Annotated in this window: 17 protein-coding genes; 10 read left to right on the top strand and 7 right to left on the bottom strand. The window is 65.0% G+C overall.

The genetic code is table 11. From position 1 onward, the window contains the following. Positions 1-223: 223 nt before the first annotated feature. The 3 genes from F0P97_RS26900 to rsmA all read left to right on the top strand — a co-directional run bounded on the left by F0P97_RS26900 (position 224) and on the right by rsmA (position 4,878). Positions 224-2,572: an LPS-assembly protein LptD gene (locus tag F0P97_RS26900; protein ID WP_232538075.1), complete on the top strand. Its 2,349-nt coding sequence runs from the start codon at positions 224-226 to the stop codon at positions 2,570-2,572. Positions 2,573-2,586: 14 nt separating this feature from the next. Continuing rightward, positions 2,587-4,014 (top strand): peptidylprolyl isomerase, encoded by a 1,428-nt coding sequence (locus F0P97_RS26895; RefSeq protein ID WP_182285056.1) that lies wholly within the window; start codon positions 2,587-2,589, stop codon positions 4,012-4,014. Between the two features lie 102 nt (positions 4,015-4,116). Then, the gene (rsmA, locus tag F0P97_RS26890; protein WP_182285055.1) at positions 4,117-4,878 is read left to right on the top strand and encodes a 16S rRNA (adenine(1518)-N(6)/adenine(1519)-N(6))-dimethyltransferase RsmA; all 762 of its coding nucleotides are present in this window, start codon (positions 4,117-4,119) and stop codon (positions 4,876-4,878) included. Between the two features lie 62 nt (positions 4,879-4,940). On the opposite strand, the gene F0P97_RS26885 is transcribed toward rsmA, so the two are convergent. After that, positions 4,941-6,296 carry an aspartate aminotransferase family protein gene (locus tag F0P97_RS26885; RefSeq protein ID WP_182285054.1) on the bottom strand — a complete coding sequence of 452 codons (1,356 nt, stop codon included), beginning with the start codon at positions 6,294-6,296 and terminating at the stop codon, positions 4,941-4,943. Between the two features lie 320 nt (positions 6,297-6,616). After that, complete coding sequence (locus F0P97_RS26880) at positions 6,617-6,871, bottom strand: DUF2061 domain-containing protein (RefSeq protein ID WP_182285053.1); 255 nt, start codon at positions 6,869-6,871, stop codon at positions 6,617-6,619. Between the two features lie 197 nt (positions 6,872-7,068). Here F0P97_RS26880 and F0P97_RS26875 point away from each other — a divergent pair, with 197 nt between their 5' ends. The 3 genes from F0P97_RS26875 to F0P97_RS26865 are packed head-to-tail and all read left to right on the top strand — an operon-like array spanning position 7,069 to position 9,120. Beyond that, the gene (locus F0P97_RS26875) at positions 7,069-7,581 is read left to right on the top strand and encodes a GNAT family N-acetyltransferase (protein WP_182285052.1); all 513 of its coding nucleotides are present in this window, start codon (positions 7,069-7,071) and stop codon (positions 7,579-7,581) included. A 26-nt stretch (positions 7,582-7,607) separates the two neighbouring features. After that, complete coding sequence (locus F0P97_RS26870; RefSeq protein ID WP_182285051.1) at positions 7,608-8,165, top strand: NUDIX hydrolase; 558 nt, start codon at positions 7,608-7,610, stop codon at positions 8,163-8,165. 58 nt (positions 8,166-8,223) lie between these two features. After that, positions 8,224-9,120 (top strand): DMT family transporter, encoded by an 897-nt coding sequence (locus F0P97_RS26865; protein ID WP_182285050.1) that lies wholly within the window; start codon positions 8,224-8,226, stop codon positions 9,118-9,120. 22 nt (positions 9,121-9,142) lie between these two features. Here the strand turns inward: F0P97_RS26865 and F0P97_RS26860 are convergent, their stop codons facing one another. Continuing rightward, positions 9,143-10,063 (bottom strand): LysR family transcriptional regulator, encoded by a 921-nt coding sequence (locus F0P97_RS26860; protein WP_182285049.1) that lies wholly within the window; start codon positions 10,061-10,063, stop codon positions 9,143-9,145. Positions 10,064-10,221: 158 nt separating this feature from the next. Between F0P97_RS26860 and F0P97_RS26855 the strand changes: the two genes are divergently transcribed. The 4 genes from F0P97_RS26855 (at position 10,222) to F0P97_RS26840 (ending at position 14,857) form a co-directional block, all read left to right on the top strand. Next, on the top strand, positions 10,222-11,232 hold the full coding sequence (locus tag F0P97_RS26855; protein ID WP_182285048.1) for a Bug family tripartite tricarboxylate transporter substrate binding protein: 1,011 nt from the start codon (positions 10,222-10,224) through the stop codon (positions 11,230-11,232). A 146-nt stretch (positions 11,233-11,378) separates the two neighbouring features. After that, the gene (locus tag F0P97_RS26850) at positions 11,379-12,995 is read left to right on the top strand and encodes a gamma-glutamyltransferase family protein (RefSeq protein ID WP_182285047.1); all 1,617 of its coding nucleotides are present in this window, start codon (positions 11,379-11,381) and stop codon (positions 12,993-12,995) included. Between the two features lie 199 nt (positions 12,996-13,194). Next, positions 13,195-14,118: an RNA polymerase sigma-70 factor gene (locus F0P97_RS26845; RefSeq protein WP_182285046.1), complete on the top strand. Its 924-nt coding sequence runs from the start codon at positions 13,195-13,197 to the stop codon at positions 14,116-14,118. A 241-nt stretch (positions 14,119-14,359) separates the two neighbouring features. Continuing rightward, positions 14,360-14,857: a carboxymuconolactone decarboxylase family protein gene (locus tag F0P97_RS26840; RefSeq protein WP_182285045.1), complete on the top strand. Its 498-nt coding sequence runs from the start codon at positions 14,360-14,362 to the stop codon at positions 14,855-14,857. 123 nt (positions 14,858-14,980) lie between these two features. Here the strand turns inward: F0P97_RS26840 and F0P97_RS26835 are convergent, their stop codons facing one another. From F0P97_RS26835 to F0P97_RS26820, 4 genes are all read right to left on the bottom strand, one after another. Beyond that, positions 14,981-15,964 carry a Bug family tripartite tricarboxylate transporter substrate binding protein gene (locus tag F0P97_RS26835; protein ID WP_182285044.1) on the bottom strand — a complete coding sequence of 328 codons (984 nt, stop codon included), beginning with the start codon at positions 15,962-15,964 and terminating at the stop codon, positions 14,981-14,983. A 90-nt stretch (positions 15,965-16,054) separates the two neighbouring features. Then, a complete protein-coding gene (gene tcuB / locus F0P97_RS26830) occupies positions 16,055-17,263 on the bottom strand; it encodes a tricarballylate utilization 4Fe-4S protein TcuB (protein WP_182285043.1) in 1,209 nt (402 codons plus the stop codon). Between the two features lie 3 nt (positions 17,264-17,266). Then, positions 17,267-18,718: an FAD-dependent tricarballylate dehydrogenase TcuA gene (gene tcuA, locus F0P97_RS26825; protein WP_182285042.1), complete on the bottom strand. Its 1,452-nt coding sequence runs from the start codon at positions 18,716-18,718 to the stop codon at positions 17,267-17,269. A 293-nt stretch (positions 18,719-19,011) separates the two neighbouring features. After that, the gene (locus tag F0P97_RS26820) at positions 19,012-20,397 is read right to left on the bottom strand and encodes a GntP family permease (RefSeq protein WP_182285041.1); all 1,386 of its coding nucleotides are present in this window, start codon (positions 20,395-20,397) and stop codon (positions 19,012-19,014) included. Between the last annotated feature and the right edge of the window lie 182 nt (positions 20,398-20,579).

Genomic DNA, 20,579 nt, shown 5'->3' with positions numbered 1-20,579 from the left:
CCGATGCCGCCGCATCTGTGGACAGTGGTGCTAGGCTCTCGGTTTTCTGTTGACGTGTGCCAGGGCACGCGCGCTTTTGACGTTCAAGATCATCGTGCAATCCCCATCCCATCCGCGAGATTTCCTACCTGCCTGCCCTGCCCGTTCGACGCGTGCGGGAGCTGCTCGGCCGGTGATTCGTCCTCTGGCATGGGCTGTGGCACTGGCATGGGCGGGTGCTGGCATGCAAGTCCATGCCCAGTCTGCCGACACTGCGAGCGGATTGTCCTCCTCCAGCGTCGCGGGCGAGCTGCCAGCCTTGGAACTCAAGTCCAGCAGTCTGTTGCAGGAGAGCTATCCTCAGGAAGTGCGCGACCAGCAGCCCATCTATATCAAAGGTGACAGCCTGTCCGGTCAGCCCGATATCAAGGCCTCGGTTCATGGCGAGGCAGAGTTGCGCCGCGGCGACACCATGATCCGCGCGGACAAGCTCGACTATGCGGTTCCGGACGACAGGATCAACGCCGTGGGCTCGGTCCACATCAACCAGGCCGGCAATGTCTACGAGGGTACGGTGCTGGATCTGCAGATGGATGCCTTCAAGGGCCAGTTCGACAATGCCAACTATCGCTTTCTGGCCACGGGCGGCCATGGCGAATCCTCGCGAGTGGATTTCATCGACAAGGATCGTTCGGTCGTCCATGACGCCACCTACACCACCTGCCAGCGCGATGACGAGGCCAGCTGGGAGCCGAGCTGGGTGCTCGAGGCCAAGACCATTCATCTGGACATGGCCGAAGAGGTGGGGGTGGCCGAGGGTGCGTCCCTGAAGTTCAAGGGCGTGACCGTCCTGCCCGTGCCGCGCATGAGCTTTCCGCTCTCGGACAAGCGCAAATCGGGCCTGCTGCCGCCCATGATAGGCATGGACAAGCTCGGCGGCATCGAGTATTCACAGCCCTATTACTGGAATATCGCCCCCAATCGCGATATGACCATCACGCCCACGCTGATGACCAAGCGCGGCGTGAACCTGACGGGACAGTTCCGCTATCTGGAGCCCAGCTACTCGGGCGAGACCTATGCCAGCTACATGCCGGGCGACAATCTGCGCAACCGCGATCGCTGGGGTTATTCCTGGCAGCATCGTGCGAGCTTCGATACGCCGGTCGGCGGTCTGGGGCTGAACCTCAATCTGAACCGCGTCAGCGACGGTGATTACTGGCGCGACTTCCGCCTGGCTCCCGTGGCGCTGCGCCAGCGCCTGCTGCCCAGCACGGCCAATCTGAGCTGGGCCAAGGGCGATGGGGTGCTGAGCCTCAATGTGCTGCGCTACCAGGTGCAGCAGGATGTGACTTCGCCGATTGCGCCGCCCTACAGCATGGTGCCGCAGCTGCAGTACCGCTACACGCCGCTGGACCTGCCGCATGGGCTGGATTTCTCCGTGGTGGCCGACACCACACGCTTCGAGCTGATTCGCCCCATCACGGGTCAGGTCGGCAACAACGGTCAGCGCAGCTATGTGCAGGCACAGCTGAGCCGGCCATTCCTGTCTCCCGGCGCCTTCATCACGCCCAAGCTGATGCTGCATACCTCCATGTATCAGACCGATCAGCTGATGAGCAACGGCAGCAAGAGCGCCAACCGGACCTTGCCCACCTTCAGCCTGGACAGCGGCCTGATCTTCGAGCGCGACACCTCCTGGTTCGGCAAGAATCTGCTGCAGACCTTCGAGCCCCGGGCCTTCTACACCTATACGCCCTATCGCGACCAGAGCATGCTGCCGCTCTACGATACGGGTCGCAGCGATTTCAACTTCGCGAGTATTTTTTCCGAGAACGACTATGTCGGTCAGGACCGCATTGCCGATAACCACCTGATGACGCTGGGCGCGACCTCGCGCTTCATCGACCCCGAAAGCGGCGCAGAAAAGCTCAAGTTCGCCGTGGCCCAGCGCGTTCGCCTGTCCGATCAGCGCGTGCTGCTGCCCGGTGAGGTGGCTGCCACCAGCAAGCTGTCCGATATCCTGCTGGGCGCGGCCTTCAACTGGACCGACAAGTGGTCGCTGGAAGGCACGACCCAGTACAACAAGGACTTGAATCGCACGGTGCGTACCACGGCTACGGTGCGTTACAGTCCGGGCAACTATCGCACCTTCAACATTGGCTACCGCACGCAGCTGGATACGGTCACCAAGAAGCCCTCCAGCGAGCTGGTGGACGTGGGCTGGCAATGGCCCATCAACGACCTCTGGGGTGACAAGGGCAAGGAACTGGGCGCCGGTCGCGGTCAGGGCGGTGGCCGCTGGTATGCCGTGGGCCGCCTCAACTACTCCATCAAGGACAACAAGCTGGTGGATACCGTGGTCGGCCTGGAATACGACGGTTGCTGCTGGATTGGCCGTGTGGTGCTGGAGCGTCTGCAAAGCTCGTTCATCCAGTCCAATCTGCGTCTGCTGTTCCAGATGGAGTTCGTGGGCTTCTCGCGCCTGAGCTTTGGTGCCGATCCCACCTCCAGCCTCAAGCAGAATGTGCCGCGCTATCAATATTTGCGTGAGGCGGTGACTCCGCCCAGCCGCTTTACCAATTACGATTAATCAAGGCTTTTTTCATGCGTTTTTTCTCCAAGACATCCAATGCATGTGCTGTTGCCGTGGCACTGGCTGTAATGGCTGCCGGTGTACAGGCCCAGGGCCTGAAGAGTCCCGGCAGCAAGGCCAAGGCTGGCAAGGACTCCTCCATCTCGCGCGCATTGGAGGCTACGGCCCAGCCCTCGGGGCGTCAGGCTCCGGCAGCCGCACAGGGTGTTCGCTCGGCCGATTACATCGTGGCCGTGGTCAATTCCGAGCCCATCACCAATAACGAAGTGCGTGCGCGCATGGCGCGCGTGGCGCAGAACGTGACCGAGCAGGGCGGCCAGCTTCCGTCCCAGAGCGAGCTGGCCCGCCAGGTGCTGGAGCGCCTGATTGTCGAACGCGTGCAGTTGCAGGAAGCCAAGGACACGGGCATCAACATTGACAACATGACGGTCGATCAGGCCGTGGCCAATGTGGCGCGCCAGAACAGTACCGACAAGGCCGGCCTGCTGTCGCGCCTGAAGGCCGAAGGGATTTCCGAAGCGCAGTTCCGTTCGGAGATCCGCAACCAGATGCTGATGCAGCGTGTGCGCGAGCGTGATGTGGATGGCCGCGTCAAGGTCACGGAAGCCGACATCGATCGCTATCTCAAGGAGCAAAGGCGCCCCGGCGATGCGGCGGCTGGTGCGGCAGCCAATCTGGGTCATATCCTGATCACCGTGCCGGAAAACGCCAGCCCTGCCGTGGTGGCGGAGCGCGAAGCCAAGGCCAAGCAGGCGGCAGAAGCGGCGCGCAAGAATCCCGATTTCATCGCTGCCGTGCGTGAGTTCTCGGATGTGCCCAATGGCCAGGGTGGCGGCGCCATGGGCATGCGCCTCATGAGCGATTACCCCGAGCTGTTTTCTCAGCAAGTGGGCAATGCGGCGGTCGGCGCCATCGTCGGCCCGTTCCGTTCGGGTGCCGGTTTCCACGTGCTCAAGGTGCTGGAGAAGTCCCAGTCCGGTGCGCCCGTGTACATCACGCAGAACCACAGCCGCCATATCCTGCTGACCGTGGGTGAGGGCATGACCGAAGCGCAGGCGGCCAAGCGCCTGGAGGACTACAAGCGCCGTGTGGAAGCTGGTCAGGCCACCTTCCAGCAACTGGCGCAGGAGTTCTCCAAGGACGGCAGCGCCCGCAATGGCGGTGATCTGGGCTGGTCCTCGCCAGGCCAGTTCGTGCCCGAGTTCGAGCGAGTGCTCGACAGCCTCCAGCCCGGCCAGATCAGCAACCCCGTGGTGTCGCGTTTCGGCGTGCACCTGATTCAGCTGATCGAACGTCGCCAGGAAAAGCTCACCGAACGCGAACAGCGCGAAATGGTGCGTAACGTGGTGCGCGATCGCAAGGCCGAACAGGACTACGAAACCTGGCTCAAGGAGCTGCGCGGCAAGGCCTTTGTGGAATACCGCGAGCCACCCCAATAAGTCCATTCAATCCGCTTGAGTGCCCGGTAGTGTCATGATTGTGCACCGGGCATCGGAGCTCCTCCCCATTCCAAGCGGTGCCCAGGCACCGCTTTCGCATTCATGAAACATATTCCCCGCAAGCGCTTCGGCCAGAATTTCCTGACCGACGGCGCCATCATCGACAACATCGTCCAGGCCATCGACCCCAAGGCGGGCGAACCCATGGTCGAGATCGGCCCCGGCCTGATGGCGCTGTCCCAGCCCCTGGTCGAGCGCCTGGGCAAGCTCACCGTGATCGAGCTGGACCGCGACTTGGCGGCCCGTCTGCGTCTGCGCGACGATCTCGATGTGGTCGAGTCCGATGTGCTCAAGGTGGACTTCCGTGCGCTGGCTGCGCGTCTGGGCGTGGCCAAGTTGCGCGTGGTCGGCAATCTGCCCTACAACATCTCCAGCCCCATTCTTTTCCATCTGCTGGAGCAGGTGGATGTGGTGCAGGATCAGCATTTCATGCTGCAAAAAGAGGTCATAGACCGCATGGTGGCCGACGCCGGCACCTCGGCCTATGGCCGTCTGTCGGTGATGCTGCAGTGGCGCTACGCCATGGAAGATGTGCTGTTCGTGCCGCCGGGCAGCTTCAATCCGCCTCCCAAGGTGGACAGTGCCGTGGTGCGCATGATTCCGCGCGAGCAGCCTGCGGATCTCGATCCCAAGCTGCTGGAAGAGCTGGTGCAGGTGGCGTTCAGCCAGCGCCGCAAGATCCTGCGCAACACCCTGGGCAAGTGGCTGGAAACCAAGGGCTTTGCCGGCGAGTTCGACCTGCAGCGCCGCGCGGAAGAAGTGCCTGTCGCCGAATTCGAAGCCCTGGCGGCACGGCTTTCCTGAAATTGGATAAAAAAGCTTCAATCGCTTGCGTGGTAAGCGATTGAAGCTATTGATTTGATAATTCAGTCGGTGGCCTGCAGCGCATCGCCCAGTGCGTTGATGAGCCGCTCGATCTCGGCCTGCTCGCTGATGAAGGGCGGCGCCAGCTGAATCGTGTCGCCGCCGTAGCGCACATAGAAGCCGGCTTCCCAGCATTTCATGGCGATCTCGTAAGGGCGTCTGGCGGGTTCGCCGGGCAGCGGGGCGATCGTGAGACCTGCCGCCAGGCCGATATTGCGGATGTCCAGCACATGCCTGGCGCCCTTGAGGCTGTGCACGGCCTGCTCGAAGAAGGGGGCCAGCGCGCGCACGCGGCCCGGGCCGTCTTCGCGCTCCAGCAGATCCAGTGCGGCAATGCCTGCCGCGCAGGCCACGGGATGGGCCGAATAGGTATAGCCGTGGGCAAACTCCAGCATGTACTGAGGCCCTCCGGCTGCCATGAACTGGTCATAGATGGCGGGCGAGACCACGCAGGCTCCCAGCGGCTGGGCACCATTGCTGACCTGCTTGGCGATATTCATGATGTCCGGCGTCACGCCAAAGGCCTCGGCCGCCGTCATCGCTCCGAGGCGGCCAAAGCCCGTGATGACCTCGTCGAAGATCAGCAGGATGTCGTGCTGGGTGCAGATTTCGCGCAAGCGCTGGAGATAGCCGGCGGGCGGAATCACCACCCCGCCCGAGCCCGACATGGGCTCCACGATCACGGCGGCGATATTGCTGGCGTCATGCAGGGCGATCAGATCGAGCAGCCGGTCTGCCAGGGCACGTCCATCGGCCTGGGGCTGGCCCTTGAAGAACGAACCCGGTGGCGGCTGGGTGTGCGGCAGATGGTCGGCTTCGATCCCTTGGCCGAACATCTTGCGGTTGCCCCCCATGCCGCCTACCGAGATGCCGCCAAAGTTCACGCCGTGGTAGCCCTTTTCACGGCCGATCAGCCGGGTTTTTGTGCCCTGGCCCCTGGCGCGCCAGTAGGCGCGCGCCATCTTCAGCGAGGTGTCGGCGGCTTCCGAGCCCGAGCCGGTGAAGAACACATGCTCAAGCCCCTGGGGCATCAGTGCCACGATGCGGTTGGCCAGCGCGAACGAGGCCGGGTGGCCGAACTGGAAGGCGGGAGCGTAATCGAGCTGCAGCGCAGCCTGTCCAATGGCCTCGGCGATCTCGCGGCGCCCATGGCCCAGCCCCGAGCACCACAGGCCCGAGAGGCCGTCGAAAATGCGCCGGCCATCGGCATCGCTGTAGTAGGCGCCTTGGGCGCCCGTGATGATGCGGGGCCTGGCCTTGAAGTTGCGGTTGCCGGTGAACGGCATCCAGTGGGCGCTCAGCCATTGTTCGTCGTGGCGCGCGAGGTCTGCGGATGTCTGGCGGTCTGCAAGCTGCATGGGAACTCCTTGGATTCCCGGCCATTGTTGGCCTTGGGCCCGGTTTGGCAAATAGCCGCAAACCCATGGGCGTGTGCTGCAGGATTTATCCACAGGTGGCAATGGCGCCGGAGAGCCGGTCTCGTGGGCTTCTGTACATCGAATATCAAAAAAGCAGAATGGCGCTGGGATATTCAGGATTTATCCATGGCTTATGCCAAGGCTTGTACACATGATTTCTACAAGTCATTGAGGTTGCCGTTGCAGTCACCCAGCGTGGCCAGGGAGCGCAGCAGCCATTGCGCAAAAGTGGCGGGGTGGTCGGTGTTCATAGGCGGCTCTCAGGCGCTCAGCGCTTGTCCGGCAAGCCCTTGCTGCTCGCGTTTCTTCAGGCGGCGCTCCCAGACTTTTTCATGGAAGAAGAAGGCAAAGGCCTGGACTGTGGGCTCCAGCAGGCTCAGCGTCAGCGAGGCAATCAGATTGCCGGTCACGGCATAGGCGACGCAGGCGGCCACGGTGATGTGGATCACGTAGTAGCTGGCGGTCTTGGTCAGCGTGAGCTGGTTCTGGCGCAATGTCTTGATCAAGCGTGTCATCTGTTTCTCCCTGAGCGATGTATGAATGGTAGGGAGGGTCGATACGAATTTCCAATTGAGAATCATTACTATTGCGATAGCGCCTACACACTGATGCGAGATGAACGGCTTGCTAAGCTATGTGCCTGAGTTTGATTGAAACTGGTAGCCAGCCATTGACTGGTAATCGTTGACAGCTATTGATTTGAGAGTATTTGATGTCCGGATCGATGCCAATCCTGCTGCGCGCGCTGGGCGCGGACGATGTGGATGCCGTGATGCACATACAGCAGCATTGCTATGGCGCGGACTTTGCCGAGCCGCGCGAGGTGTTTGTGCGCCGTTTGCGCACCGCCGGGCATTGTTCCTGGGCGGCCGAGCAAGGGGGCGAGCTGGTGGCCTATCTGGCGGCCTACTGGTCGCGCCCCGGAGCCATCACGCCGCTCAATGGCGACTTTGCCGAATATGACGACGCCAGCGTGCTCTATCTGCACGATATGGCCGTGTCCGAGGCTGCGGCCGGTCAGGGCCTGGCGCGGCGCATGGTGCAGGCCCTGAAGGCGCAGGCCAGAGCGCGCGGTGTGCAGCGCACGGCACTGGTTTCGGTGCAGGGATCACGGCTTTACTGGGAGCGTCAAGGCTATGTGGTCGAATCCGTGACAAATGCTGCGCAGCAGCAACATTTGGCCAGTTACGGCGAAGGAGCGCTCTATATGGTGGGATTTATCTGACACATCGTCGGTTCGGGACAAGGATAATGCCGGCCATGCCCAATCGCTGGAAACCCAATGTGACTGTCTCGGCCATCATCGAACGCGATGGCCGTTTTTTGCTGGTGGAAGAACAAACGGCGGATGGACTGCGTCTGAACACGCCGGCCGGTCATCTCGACCCTTCCGAAAGCCCTGTCGATGCCTGTGTGCGCGAAGTCATGGAGGAGACAGCCTACAGTTTCACGCCCACGGCCCTGGTCGGCATCTACATGAACCGTTTTGTGCGCACGCGCACGGGCTCGGACATTACCTATCTGCGCTTTGCCTTCACGGGCGATCTGGGCGTGCACCATGCCCAGCGCCGTCTGGACGACGGCATCGTGCGCAGCGTCTGGCTCTCGCTCGATGAGCTCAAGGCCACCGAGCATCTGCATCGCAGCCCCATCGTGCTGGAGTCGGTGGGTGATTATCTGGCCGGCCAGCGCTATGACATAGGCCTCATTCATGCCGATGCCAGCATCTACAAGGTGCCGCAGCTGACGCGCCCGGTGCCCGAAGAGGCCGGTGCCACGCTGGACGATGTGCTGGTGCAGATTCACTGATATTGGCCTTCGGCAGTTGTCACAGGCGTGCAGGCCGGGGCTGTGCACAATGCCCTGTATGTCTGTTGCCAGCCTGATCCGACTCATGACACTGGCCGCCCTCTGGGGCGGCAGTTTTTTATTCATGCGCGTGGCCGTACCCCATCTGGGGGCCGTGCCCACGGCCGTGGGACGCGGCCTGTTTTCAGCGCTGGGCCTTGGCGCAGCGTTGTTTGCCATGGGCTACCGGCCCAGGCCGGGACGCTATCTTTGGCCCTTGCTGGGGCTGGGCGTCATCAATTCCGGCATCCCCTTTCTCATGTACGCGCTGGCGGCCCAGGTGCTGCCATCGGGCTATAGCGCCATCTTCAATGCCACCACGCCACTGGTTGCTACCGTGGTGGGGGCGCTGGTGTTTGCCGAGGCGATTACGCCCGCGCGTGTGGCTGCCGTGCTGCTCGGGATTGGCGGCGTGGCGGTGCTGGCCCAGGCCGGGCCGCTGGATCTCAGCAGTGCCGTGCTGGGTGGTATGGCGGCCTGTTTTGTGGCCACGGTCTGCTATGCGTTTTCCAGCTATCTGACGCTCAGGCTGGCCGGTGCCAATGCGACCGTGGACACGCGCGCCGCCGTTTTCATCAGCCAGCTCGGTGCGCTGATGGTACTGACGCCGGCGCTGCTCATCGACATGGCACTGGAGCCCGGCATGCTGGCCAGGCTCCAGGCCGCTCCTCTGCTGGCATGGGGCAATGTGGCGCTGCTGGGCTTGCTGAGCACGGCTCTGGCCTATGTGCTGTATTTCCGGCTGATTGCCGATGAAGGCCCGCAAAAGGCGCTGACCGTGACCTTTATCGTGCCCGTGTTTGCAGTGCTCTGGGGTTGGGCCCTGCTCGATGAGTCCTTGACCGTCGCTCATGCCATGGGGGGCGGGCTGATTGCGCTGTCACTATGGCTGGTACTGCGCCCCAAGCCGGATTGAGTCGGCGCGAGCGGCTGCCGTATCACCAGGCGGCAGGCAGGCGCAGCTGCAAAAGCTCCAGAAAGGACTGCGCCGCATGCGGCAGCGTGCGGCCGGCCAGGGTCTGCACCTCGATATCGCGCAGATCCATGCCACGGTCGCTGAGCGCCACGGCCACAAGCGCGCCTGTGGCCACCATGTCGCGGGCGGCGATTTCGCTGGCCACGGCAACCGCCGTGCCCTGGGCCGCAAAGTTCAGCAGCGTCTTGCCGTGATTGCTCTCCAGGGCCGGCACCAGCATCAGTCCCTGGCGGCTGCAGGCGGCGTCCAGCAGCTGGCGCACGGCCGTGCTGGGCGGTGTCAGTGCCAGCGGATAGCGCACCAGCCTGGCCAGTGCCACGCTGCGCTCCTGCGCCAGCTCATGGCCGGATGCCACCAGAGCCAGCACGGGCGCGGCCACGCGGCAGGCGACGGTGATGCCGGGCTCGGGGGCCCGGCTGAAGCACAGGCCTATGTCGGCCATGCCGGTGCGCACGGCACCGGAAACCTCGTGCGTGGGCAGCACCGTCACCTCGAAGACGATGCCGCTGTGCTCGCGCTGGAAGGCAGCGCACAGGCGCGGCAGGAATTCGCTGGCGAAGGCATCGGAGCTGGCGATGCGCACCTTGCCGCTGCGCAGGCCCTGCAAGGCCTTGATCTCGTCCAGCGCGCGCTCGGCGTCCAGCCCCGCGCGGCGCGCATGATCGGCCAGGATCTCGCCGGCGGCGTTGAGCACCATGCCGCGCGGGTGGCGCTCGAACAGCGGCGTACCCAGCCGCGCCTCCAGCGCCGCGATCTGGCGGCTGATGGCCGAGGCCGCCACATGCAGTCTTGCCGAAGCCTCGCTCAGCGAGCCGCATTGTGCGACTTCGTGGAAGTAGCGCAGCGCGGTGTCTTGCAGCAGCAAATGGCGGGACTCGGGCATGGCAGTCGGTGAAAGCAAATCGCCATTGTGCCCGGTTTGCTTTTTCGGCAACGATGGCTTGCAAATTTGCCGATAGCGGCAAATGCCCCGGTTTTCTAAGATCTCCCGTTCGATGGTCGCCAGGCAGCGGCCAGCCCTCCATTTCTGCGGGAGTTCCCATGCGGGCACGGTTTACTGTTTCAACGACGCGTCGCCAGTGGCTCCAGGCCGCTGCGGCCGTGGCCGGCGGCTTGCTGGCCTTGCCGGCCCTGGCCCAGGGCGAGGCCGCCTGGCCCGGCCGACCGGTGCGCGTGATCGTGCCGTTTCCGGCCAGCGGCGCCACCGATCTGGTGGCACGCGTGATCGCGCAGCGCGTATCGCAGGAGCTGGGCCAGCAGTTGGTCATCGACAACCGGCCCGGCGCAGGCGGCACCATAGGCACGGCCGAGGCCGCCAAGGCGGCGGCCGACGGCTACACGCTGCTGTTCACCACCAGCAGCACGCATGCCATCTCGCCGCATCTGATGCCCAGGCTGGCCTACAAGGCGGACACGGACTTCAGTCCCATCGCGCATACGGCGGACGCGGCCAGCGTGCTGCTGGTCACGCCCTCGCTGCCGGTCAAGAGCGTGCAGGAGCTGATGGCCTATGCCAGGGCCAACCCCGGCAAGCTCAACTACGCCAGCAGCGGCAACGGCACCATCGTGCACCTGAACACCGCCGCCTTTGCTGCGCAGGCCGGCATACAGCTCGCCCATGTGCCCTACAAGGGCACCGCGCAATCGATCACCGATCTGGCGGCAGGCCAGGTGCATCTGCTGTTCGACTCCATTCCCACGGGCATGCCCCATGTGGCCAGCGGCCGCCTGCGTGCCCTGGCCGTGACCGGCGACAGGCGCAGCACGCTGGCTCCGAATCTGCCCACGGTGGCCGAATCGGGCCTGCCAGGCTATTCCTCGGTCACCTGGTTCGGTGTCTACGGCCCGGCCGGCATGAAGCCCGAGCTGGTCGGCCGGATCAACCAGGCCTTCAACCGCGCCATCCAGAATCCCGAGGTGATCGCCAGCCTGGCCAAGCAGGGCGTGGAGCCCGCCAAGCCGCAGACGCCCGCGCAGTTCGCGGCCATGGTGCAGGCCGACAGCGCGCGCTGGGCCAAGGTCATCAGGGACAACCACATCACTTTGGAATGACGTATGAAACCCCCTGTGCGGCTACGCCGCTTCCCCCTGGGAGGGGGACGGCATCCTCGCCGCGAGGCGGCTCTTGCTCGATGCCTCTGGCCTGGAGCGTGTCAGCTTTAGACGCCACGCCCATGAATCACTGATCGGACTTAGATATGACCAACCTCGTCAAGGACTGGACGCTTCCCTATGCCTCGCACCGCTCGCCGGTGCTGGGGCGCAACGTGGTCAGTACCTCGCAGCCGCTGGCCGCGCAGGCCGGCCTCTCCATGCTGCAGGCAGGCGGCAATGCCGTGGATGCGGCGCTGGCCGCGGCGATGACGCTCACCGTGGTCGAGCCCACGGGCTGCGGCATCGGCAGCGACGGCTTTGCCATCGTCTGGGACGGCAAGGAGCTGCACGGCCTCAACGCCTCGGGCCGCTCGCCTGCGGGCTGGACGCCCGACTACTTTGCCCAGCTGGGCGGCATACCGGAGAAGGGCTGGAACGCCGTGACCGTGCCGGGTGCCGTGTCGGCCTGGGTGGCGCTGTCCAAGCGCTTCGGCAAGCTGCCCTTCGCGCAGGTGGCCCAGCCCGCCATAGCCTATGCACGCAACGGTTTCGCGGTCTCGCCCACGATTGCCACGCTCTGGGAGCTGGGCGGCAAGAAACTGGGCGACCAGCCCGGCTTTGCCGAGTGCTTTCTGCCAGGCGGCCGCGCGCCCCGGGCCGGTGAGGTATTCAGGAGTGAAGCCCATGCGCGCACGCTGGAGGAGATTGCCGCCACCATGGGCGAGTCCTTCTACCGCGGGGCGCTGGCCAGGAAGATGGTCGAGCATTCGCGGGCCTGCGGTGGCGTGATGAGCGAGCAAGACCTGGCCGCGCACCAGGCCGACTGGGTGGGAACGGTGTCGCAGAAGTTCGGCGACTCGGTGATCCACGAGATTCCGCCCAACGGCCAGGGCATTGCGGCGCTGATGGCGCTGGGCATGCTGGACGAGCTGGGTGCGGGTGGCGATCCGATCGGATCGCAGCCGCTGGACGGCGTGGACAGCGTGCACCTGCAGATCGAGGCCATGAAGCTGGCTTTTGCCGACCTGCACCAGTACAACGCCGACCTGGAGCATATGCGCGTCACTCCTGCGCAACTGCTGGACCGCGACTACCTGCGCGAACGCGCCCAGCTCATTGACCGTGACAAGGCCAGCTTGCCCAGCTATGGCGCACCGCGTCCCGGCGGCACGGTCTACCTGGCGGCGGCCGATGCCAGCGGCATGATGGTTTCCTTCATCCAGTCCAACTACATGGGCTTCGGCTCGGGCGTGGTCGTGCCGGGCACGGGCATCAGCCTGCAGAACCGAGGCCACGGCTTTAGCACCGAGGCTGGCCATGCCAACCAGGTCGGCCCGCGCAAGCGCCCCTCGCACACCATCATTCCGGCCTTTGCCATGCATGCCGACGGCAGGCCGCAAATGGCATTCGGCGTCATGGGCGGACCCATGCAGAGCCAGGGCCATCTGCAGATGGCGCTGCGCGTGCTGCGCTACGGCCAGAACCCGCAGGCTGCGGCCGATGCACCGCGCTGGCGCGTGACCGGCGGCAAGGGCGTGGCCGTGGAGCCGTCCTTCGATGCCGCCGTCGTCGAGCAGCTGCGCACACGCGGCCATGAGGTCGGCGTCGAGGCCGGCCATGGCGTGTTCGCCTTTGGCGGCGCCCAGTTGGTGCTGCGCGAGGGCGAGCACTACATCGCGGGCTCCGATCCGCGCAAGGACGGGTGCGCGGTGGGGTATTGAGGTCCCCCATGAGCGGCGGCGCCGCTTCCCCCCAAGGGGACGACACCTTCGGTGCGGGGCGGCCCTTCCTCGGTGTCTCTGGCTCAGGGCGCGCCGGTTTTAAGCCGGCACCCTGTCACAAAGTGCGCTGGTTCTGCGTCTAAGGCTTGGGGCCTGTCACACTGGGTGGCTGGCCCGGCCTATTTGCAGGAGACATCACGTGAGCCCCACTTCCCACGCTGCGCCGTCCGCCGATGCGGGACTGCAGGATTTCGAGCGCCATCGCCCGCGCCTGTTCGGGCTGGCCTACCGCATGCTGGGCCAGCGCGCCGAGGCCGAGGACCTGGTGCAGGATGTCTGGCTGCGCTGGCAGGACAGCGAGCGCGCCGCCATTGCCCAGCCCGAGGCCTGGCTGGTGACCACGGCCACGCGGCTGGCCATAGACCGGCTGCGGCGCCTGCGTGTGGAGCGCGAGCACTATGCGGGCTTCTGGCTGCCGGAGCCGCTGGTCCAGCCCTGGACCGAGGCCGCTCCCTCGGCCGAGGAGTTGCTGGAGCAGGCCCATGACGTCTCCACGGCGCTGCTGTTCGTGCTGGAGCAGCTGACGCCCGAGGAGCGCGCGGCCTTTTTGCTGCGTGAGGTCTTCGATGCCGACTATGCCGAAGTGGCCCAGGCGCTGGGCCGCAGCGAGGCCGCCTGCCGCCAGCTGGTGCACCGCGCGCGTGCCCATGTGAAGGCCGGACGGCCGCGCTTCGAGGCGCCCGCACAGGCCCATGCCGAGCTGCTGCGCCGCTTTGCCCAGGCTGCGCGGGGCGGCGATCTGGCGCAGATCCAGGCGCTCTTCGCGCCCGATGCCGCGCTGATCAGCGACGGCGGCGGCAAGGTGGCTTCCTTTGGCCGCGTGCTGGAAACCGGGCGCCGCCTGGCGCTGCTGTATTTCGCCACGGCCCGACGCCTGCGCCGCGACGGGCAGGAGCAGACCCTGCATCTGGCGCGGGTCAACGGCCTGCCGGGTCTGGTGCGCTGCGTGGATGGCCAGGTGGAGTCGGTGCAGACGCTGCTGGTCGAGGACGGACTGATCCGGCGCATCTACACGCTGCGCAATCCGGACAAGCTGACCCGCGTGCTCGTGCCGGGTGCCTGATGGCCTGATGGGCGACGCCCGTCGCAGAAGGCGAAGAAAGCAATAGCTGTTACCGCAAGTCAATCAACAGATTCAGATGGTTTTATTGCTGAATTTGTTTTACACCGGGCGATAGGAGCTATGTCTATTGATAACCCGGCGATGAACGGCCAGGCCTGTCACAAACCGCAGCGCTGCCGCGTCTAAGAGGTATGGGCCGGCCGCTGGGGCGGGCCTGCAATGTCCCTCAAGGAGTATTCACATGTCCGACATCGCCAATCCCGCCGCCAACCCTATTGCCATCCCCGCGCCGCGCCTGGACTTCCGTGCGCTGGCCCCCGAGCTCTACAAGGCGCAGGCCGGCCTCAACGCCCTGATCGCGCGCTCCAGCCTCGGCGTGCAGCTGCTGGAGCTGGTCTATCTGCGCGTCTCGCAGATCAACGGCTGCGCTTTCTGCGTGGACATGCATGTGCGCGAGCTGCTGTCGCGCGGCGAGGACCTGCAGCGCATCAACAGCGTGGTGGTCTGGCGCGAGGTGGAATTGTTCGAGATGCGCGAGCGCGCCGCGCTGAACTGGGCCGAGCGCTGCACGCAGCTGAGCCAGGCCCATCCCGGGCCGCAGGACTTCGAGGCCTTGCGCCCCTACTTCAGCGAGCGCGAAATCGTGGAGCTCAGCTACGCGATCGGCTGCATCAATGTCTGGAACCGTCTGTGCGTGGGCTTTGAGGCTCCCGTGGAGAAAAAGCCCATCACCGTCTGAGCTGTTGCCCGGCTTCCCCGTGGCATGGTGGGTGTCGGCGAGGCCCTTGCTCGCCGTCCCCGACCTGGGCTGCGTCCCACTCATGCCTGATGCATCGGCGCCAGCGGGACTGCCAGCACGCTCTCAGTTCTGGGTGATCTTGCGTTCCTTGACCACCTTGCCCCATTGCTCGTATTCCTTCTTCATGAAGGCCGCGAACTCGGTGCGGGTTGTGGGCTGGGGTGTCAGGCCGTGGACCTTGAGCGCCTCGGCCACTGCAGGGTCCTTGAGCACCTTGACGATTTCCAGGTTCCAGCGGTCCAGCACGGGCGTGGGGGTCTTGCCGGGGGCGACGAAGGCATACCAGTTCAGCGCCTCGAAGCCGGGGAAGCCCGCTTCGGCCACGGTGGGAATATTGGGCATGTAGGCGGGGCGGGTCAGGCCGGTGGTGGCCAGCGGAATCAGCTTGCCGGTCTCGATATGCGGCAGGGCCGTCGGGGGTGCGGCGAAGTAGGAGGTGACGCGCTCGCCCAGCAGGTCCTGCAGGGCCGGTGCGCCGCCCTTGTAGGGCACGTGAACCATCTCCACGCCAGCGCGCTGGTTGAACAGCTCGCCCGCCAGATGCGAGGCCGAGCCCGCGCCGGTGGAGGCATAGTCCACGCTGCCGGGGCTCTTCTTGGCCTTGGCCACGAACTCGGCCAGGTTCTTCACGCCCGCGCCCTTGTGCACCACCAGCACATTGGGGAAGTTCACGCCGCCCGAGATGGGCGCCAGATCGGTGAAGGGGTTGTAGCCCACCTTCATGATGTGGGGCGCAATCGTCAGCGGGCCGATGGAGCCGAACAGCAGCACCGAGCCGTCGGTCGGTGCCTTGGCCACGAACTGGTGGGCGATATTGCCGCCCGCACCGCCCTTGTTGTCCACCACCACGGTCTGGCCGATGTTCTCGCCCAGCTTCTTGGCAATCATGCGCGCCGCTGCGTCGGCGGCTCCACCAGCGGCAAAGCCCACGACCAGGGTCACGGGCTTGTTGGGCAGCCAGTCGGGTGCAGCCTGTGCCGCCGAGCCCAGGCTCAGCAGGGAGGCGGCCACGGCCGTGGCGCGCAGGAAATGGCGTTTGTTCATCATGGGATGTCTCCTTGGTCGGAAAGGAATGCCGGTATTCCGGCTGATTTTTCTGAAAGCAGGCACGGCATGCGTGCCTGTCATGGGGCTCGCTCAATCAGCGCCCAGGCCGATGGGGCTGGGCTCGCGCTTTTCGGTGTTGTGGCGCAGCAGCGCAGCCGTGCGGAACACGCCGTGGGCAAACTTGCCGTAGGGCAGGGTGGCAAACAGCGCAATCACGGCGCCCAGGTGCAGGCACAGCAGCAGTGCCAGCGCCGGCGTGGCGCGGCCCAGCCATAGCGCCAGACCGCTTGCGGCCACCAGGAACAGCAGGGCGATGAAGCCGAGGTCCATGGGCTTTTGCTTGGCATCGCCATGCAGCGGGTGGCGAGCGCGGTTCAGCATCCACAGCCCGGCCGTGCCGATCATCAGGCTCACGCCGCCCAGGGCGCCCAGAATCTTGGGCAGGCTGGGCAGCTCGTAGGGAGCGGGCAGATCGAAGACATAGTGATAGACCGTGGCCAGGCCGGTGGCAGCAAAGCACAGCATGAAGCCGTAGAAGGTCAGGTGGTGGAAGCGGCGGCGCTTCAAGGTGTACTCGTCGTCCTCGTTGTGGCAGCCGTCGCCATGGCCGCCGTCCAGGTATTTCAGGCGCAGCACGTCATGCGTGGCTTCGGCAGCGGCGGGGCCGCTGACATCCACATTGCTGGTGGCGGGCTTGACGTCCTTCCAGAAGCGGCGCACGCCCATGAACAGCGCGAAGACCACGAACAGGAACACCGGCGCGAAGATGCCGACCAGCAGGTTGTGCGGGAACAGGTTGTAGAAGTTGTTGCCCAGATTGCCGCTCCACAGCTGGCCAATGCCACCTTGCGCCGCGACGGCCAGCGCCAGGAACAGGAAGAGTCCGGCCACCAGTGCCAGGGACAGGGTCAGGCCGTTCTTCTGGTACAGCCTGCCCAAGGCGGGCGGCCAGGCATAGTCGGCATAGGTCTGGCCGCGCACTTCGGCCATGGCCTTGGGGATGTTGATGCCGAATTCATGCGGCGGTGCGTACTGGCAGGCGTGCAGGCAGGCGCCGCAGTTATGGCAGAGGTTGGCCAGGTAATGCACATCGGCCTTGCCGAACTCCAGACGGCGCGTCATGGCCGGGAACACGGCGCAGAAACCTTCGCAATAGCGGCAGGCATTGCAGATCTGCATCACGCGCGCCACCTCGTCTTCGGCAGCGGTTTCCGTTGGGGCGGGGAGGATGGGAATCACCTTGCCGGTGGCCAGGGTCTGGGCTTCCTTGCCCAATTCTTGCAGGGATTGGATGCTCATGATTTAGACCTCGTCCTTGACGGCACCATGGATAGCGGGTTTGCCGGCAGCCGCGAGAGCAGCATTGCGTCCGGCAATGCGGCCAAAGGCCGTGCCTATCGACATGCCCACGCCGGCCGTGTAGCCCTTGCCCAGCACATTGCCGGCCATCATTTCGCCGGCCACGAACAGGTTCTGGCTGGGCTGGTCCCTGAAGCGCACGGCGGAGGTGTCGTCCACCTTCAGGCCCAGATAGGTGAAGGTCACGCCGGGGCGCAGCGCATAGCCGTAGTAGGGGCCGGTGTCGAGCGGGCGAGCCCAGTGCGTCTTGGCGGGAGCCAGGCCTTCGGTGTGGCAGTCGTCCAGCGCGGTATGGTCGAAATGGCCGACCTTGCAGCTGCTGTTGTAGGCGTCGAGGGTGGCCATGAAGCGGTCCACATCCAGCCCCAGCTTCTGTGCCAGCTCGGGCAGGGAGTCGGCCTTCACGCCAGGGAACACCGGCGGCATGAAGCGGCCTATGGCCTTGCTGTCGATGATGGAGTAGGCGACCTGGCCGGGCTGCTGGGCCACCAGGCGGCCCCAGATCGCATAGCGCTTGGGCCAGAAGTCCTCGCCCTCGTCATAAAAGCGCTGGGCATCGCGGTTCACCACCACGCCCAGCGAGACGCAGTCGATACGCGTGCAGATGCCGCCGTCGTACAGCGGAGCGCGGGCATCGATGGCCACCATGTGCGCCTGCGTGGGATCGCCCAGACCGTCGGCCTGCTGCTCTTGCAGCATATGCTTGAGCAGCACGCCCTGGTTGAAGGCCGTGCCGCGGATGATGAAGTTGTCGGCCGGCCATTCGCCGCGCTCGTTCTGGCCCCAGGCCTCGCGCAGCCATTCGCGGTTGGACTCGAAGCCGCCCGCCGCCAGCACGCAGCTCTTGGCCGTGATGCGCTGGCGCCCATCCTTGGTCTTGACCCAGGCGGCCTGGAACCGGCCGTTCTCGATTTCGAGCTTGTCCACGGGCGACTCGTAGCGGATCTCCACGCCCAGCTTTTCGGCGCTGCGGAAATAGGCATTCACCAGCGCCTTGCCGCCGCCCATGAAGAAGGCATTGGTGCGTGCCACATGCAGCGCGCCCGACAGCGGTGGCTGGAAGTGCACGCCATGCCTGCGCATCCAGCTGCGGCAGGTCGAGGAGGCCCGGATCACCATGCGTGCCAGATGCTCGTTGGTGAGGCCGCCCGTGACCTTGAGCAGGTCCTGCCAGTACTCTTCTTCGGGATAGGCCTCGACCAGCACGTCCTGGGGCGCATCGTGCATGCAGCGCAGATTGCGGGTGTGGCCGGAGTTGCCGCCGCGCCATTCGCGCGGTGCAGATTCAAGCAGCAGCACACGGCTGCCTGCTTCGCGCGCCATCAGCGCGGCGCACAGGGCGGCGTTGCCGCCACCGATGACGAGTACATCGGTGTCAAAGGCTTCAGTTTTCATGATGGGCTGCCACGGGGCGGTGCCTGCAGCGGTTCAACGTGGGTGGATGTCCTCTGTCATTTCCGCTACCGGAGCGCGGTTGGCAGGGTCAGATTGGAGTTGAACGCCACTGTAGTGAGCACCGCCTCAACCGTGCAGCGGGGCTGGGGGATGGGGGTATCACCAATCGTGATGGATTGGTTCTGCCGCAGGCGGAAGGCGGCACGCATGCCGTCATGCGCCACAGGCTGCGGCCCGGCGGCAGGCACCGGGGCCGCTGCGCTGCAGCCCCGGTGTGGCCTGGACGGCCAGCCTCAATGCACGGTGACGAGTGCGTTGAAGAGCAGCACCATGATCAGGCCCACCACGGCCACGATGGACTGCACGACCGAGATGGTCTTGGTGGCTTCGCCCATGGTCATGCCGAAGGACTCCTTGACCATCCAGAAACCGGCGTGGTTGGCATAGTTGAAGAACAGCGAACCGCAGCCGATGGACAGGGCCAGCAGGGGCAGGTTCAGGCTGGGGTCGGCCCCGGCCAGCGGCGCCAGCAGGCCGGCAGCGCCCACGATGCCCACGGTGGCCGAGCCGGTGGAGACGGACAGCAGCATGGCGATCAGCCAGCCCAGGATCAGCGGCGGGAAGGCGAACTGCTGGGTCAGATGGACGATGGCATCACCGACCTTGGCGCTGGTCAGCATCTGCTGGAAGGCGCCGCCGCCGGCAATGATCATGATGATGGAGGCAATCGGCTTGAGGCTCTTGCCCAGAGCGTCGCGCAGCTTTTCGGTATCGCCGCCACGGGCCATCACCAGGGCCACGATGGCGAACAGCACGCCCAGCAGCATGGCGATCAGGGGATTGCCCAGAAAGCTGGCCACATGCATGGCTGCCGCATCCTTGGGCAGCAGCATCTCGGCGACGGCGTGGATCAGCATCAGAATGGCGGGCAGCAGGGCCGCCAGCACGCCCAGGGCGATGCTGGGCTGCTGGCCGGCAGTGGCTTTCTCGGTGATGGTGAACTGGTCCAGCAAGGCCTGGTCGGGCTTGGTGCTCATGCGCGGGGCGATGAAGGCGCCATACAGCGGGCCGCCGAGAACCATGGCTGGAATCGCCGCCAGAAAGCCGTACAGCATGGTCGGGCCGACCGTGGTCTTGAGGGTGGCGATGGCGGTCAGGGGGCCGGGATGGGGCGGAACCATGCCGTGCATGGCCGCCAGTGCCGAGATCACGGGCACGCCGACGTAGACATAGGCCGAGCCCCTGAAACGGGCCTGGCCTTCCAGCTTGCGCGCCACGCTGAAGATCAGCGGCAGCATGACCACCAGGCCGACCTCGAAGAACATGGGGATGCCGACGATGAAGGCCACCAGGGTCATGGCCCAGGGGATCATGCGATCCGAGGAGTGCCTGAGAATGGCTTCGGCGATCTGCTCGGTGATGCCTGCATCGGCCAGGATCTTGCCCAGCATGGCGCCCAGCGCGATCACGACACCCACGGCCCCCAGCGTTTTGCCTGCGCCGTTGGTTAGCTGCTTGACGATGGATTCCGGCTCCATGCCGGTGGCAAAGCCGACGCCTACCGAGACGATGAGCAGGGCCAGCAGCGGGTGCAGCTTGATGCGTGACACGATCAAGGCGACCAGCACCAGCACGCTGACCAGGGCGGTCAGCAGCAACTGAATATCGAGAGATGTCATAAATGAACCTTGGTTTTGGCTGGCTGTCCTGAAGCGCACTTCACATCCAGCACGAGGCAAGGCTCATATTAAAAAAGCGCACTCGCACCCGCTGTAGGCTGGCGCCGTCGGCGTGGTGCAAGAAGGATGTCGAGATGCGGCCCAGGGGGCGCAACAGCAATGTTGTAATGAAGATCTAGGTT

Source organism: Comamonas testosteroni (assembly GCF_014076415.1).
Taxonomy (GTDB): Bacteria; Pseudomonadota; Gammaproteobacteria; order Burkholderiales; family Burkholderiaceae_C; genus Comamonas; species Comamonas testosteroni_F.
The sequence above is the reverse complement of the archived record's forward strand: the minus strand, read 5'-3'. Positions and strand labels throughout refer to the sequence as shown.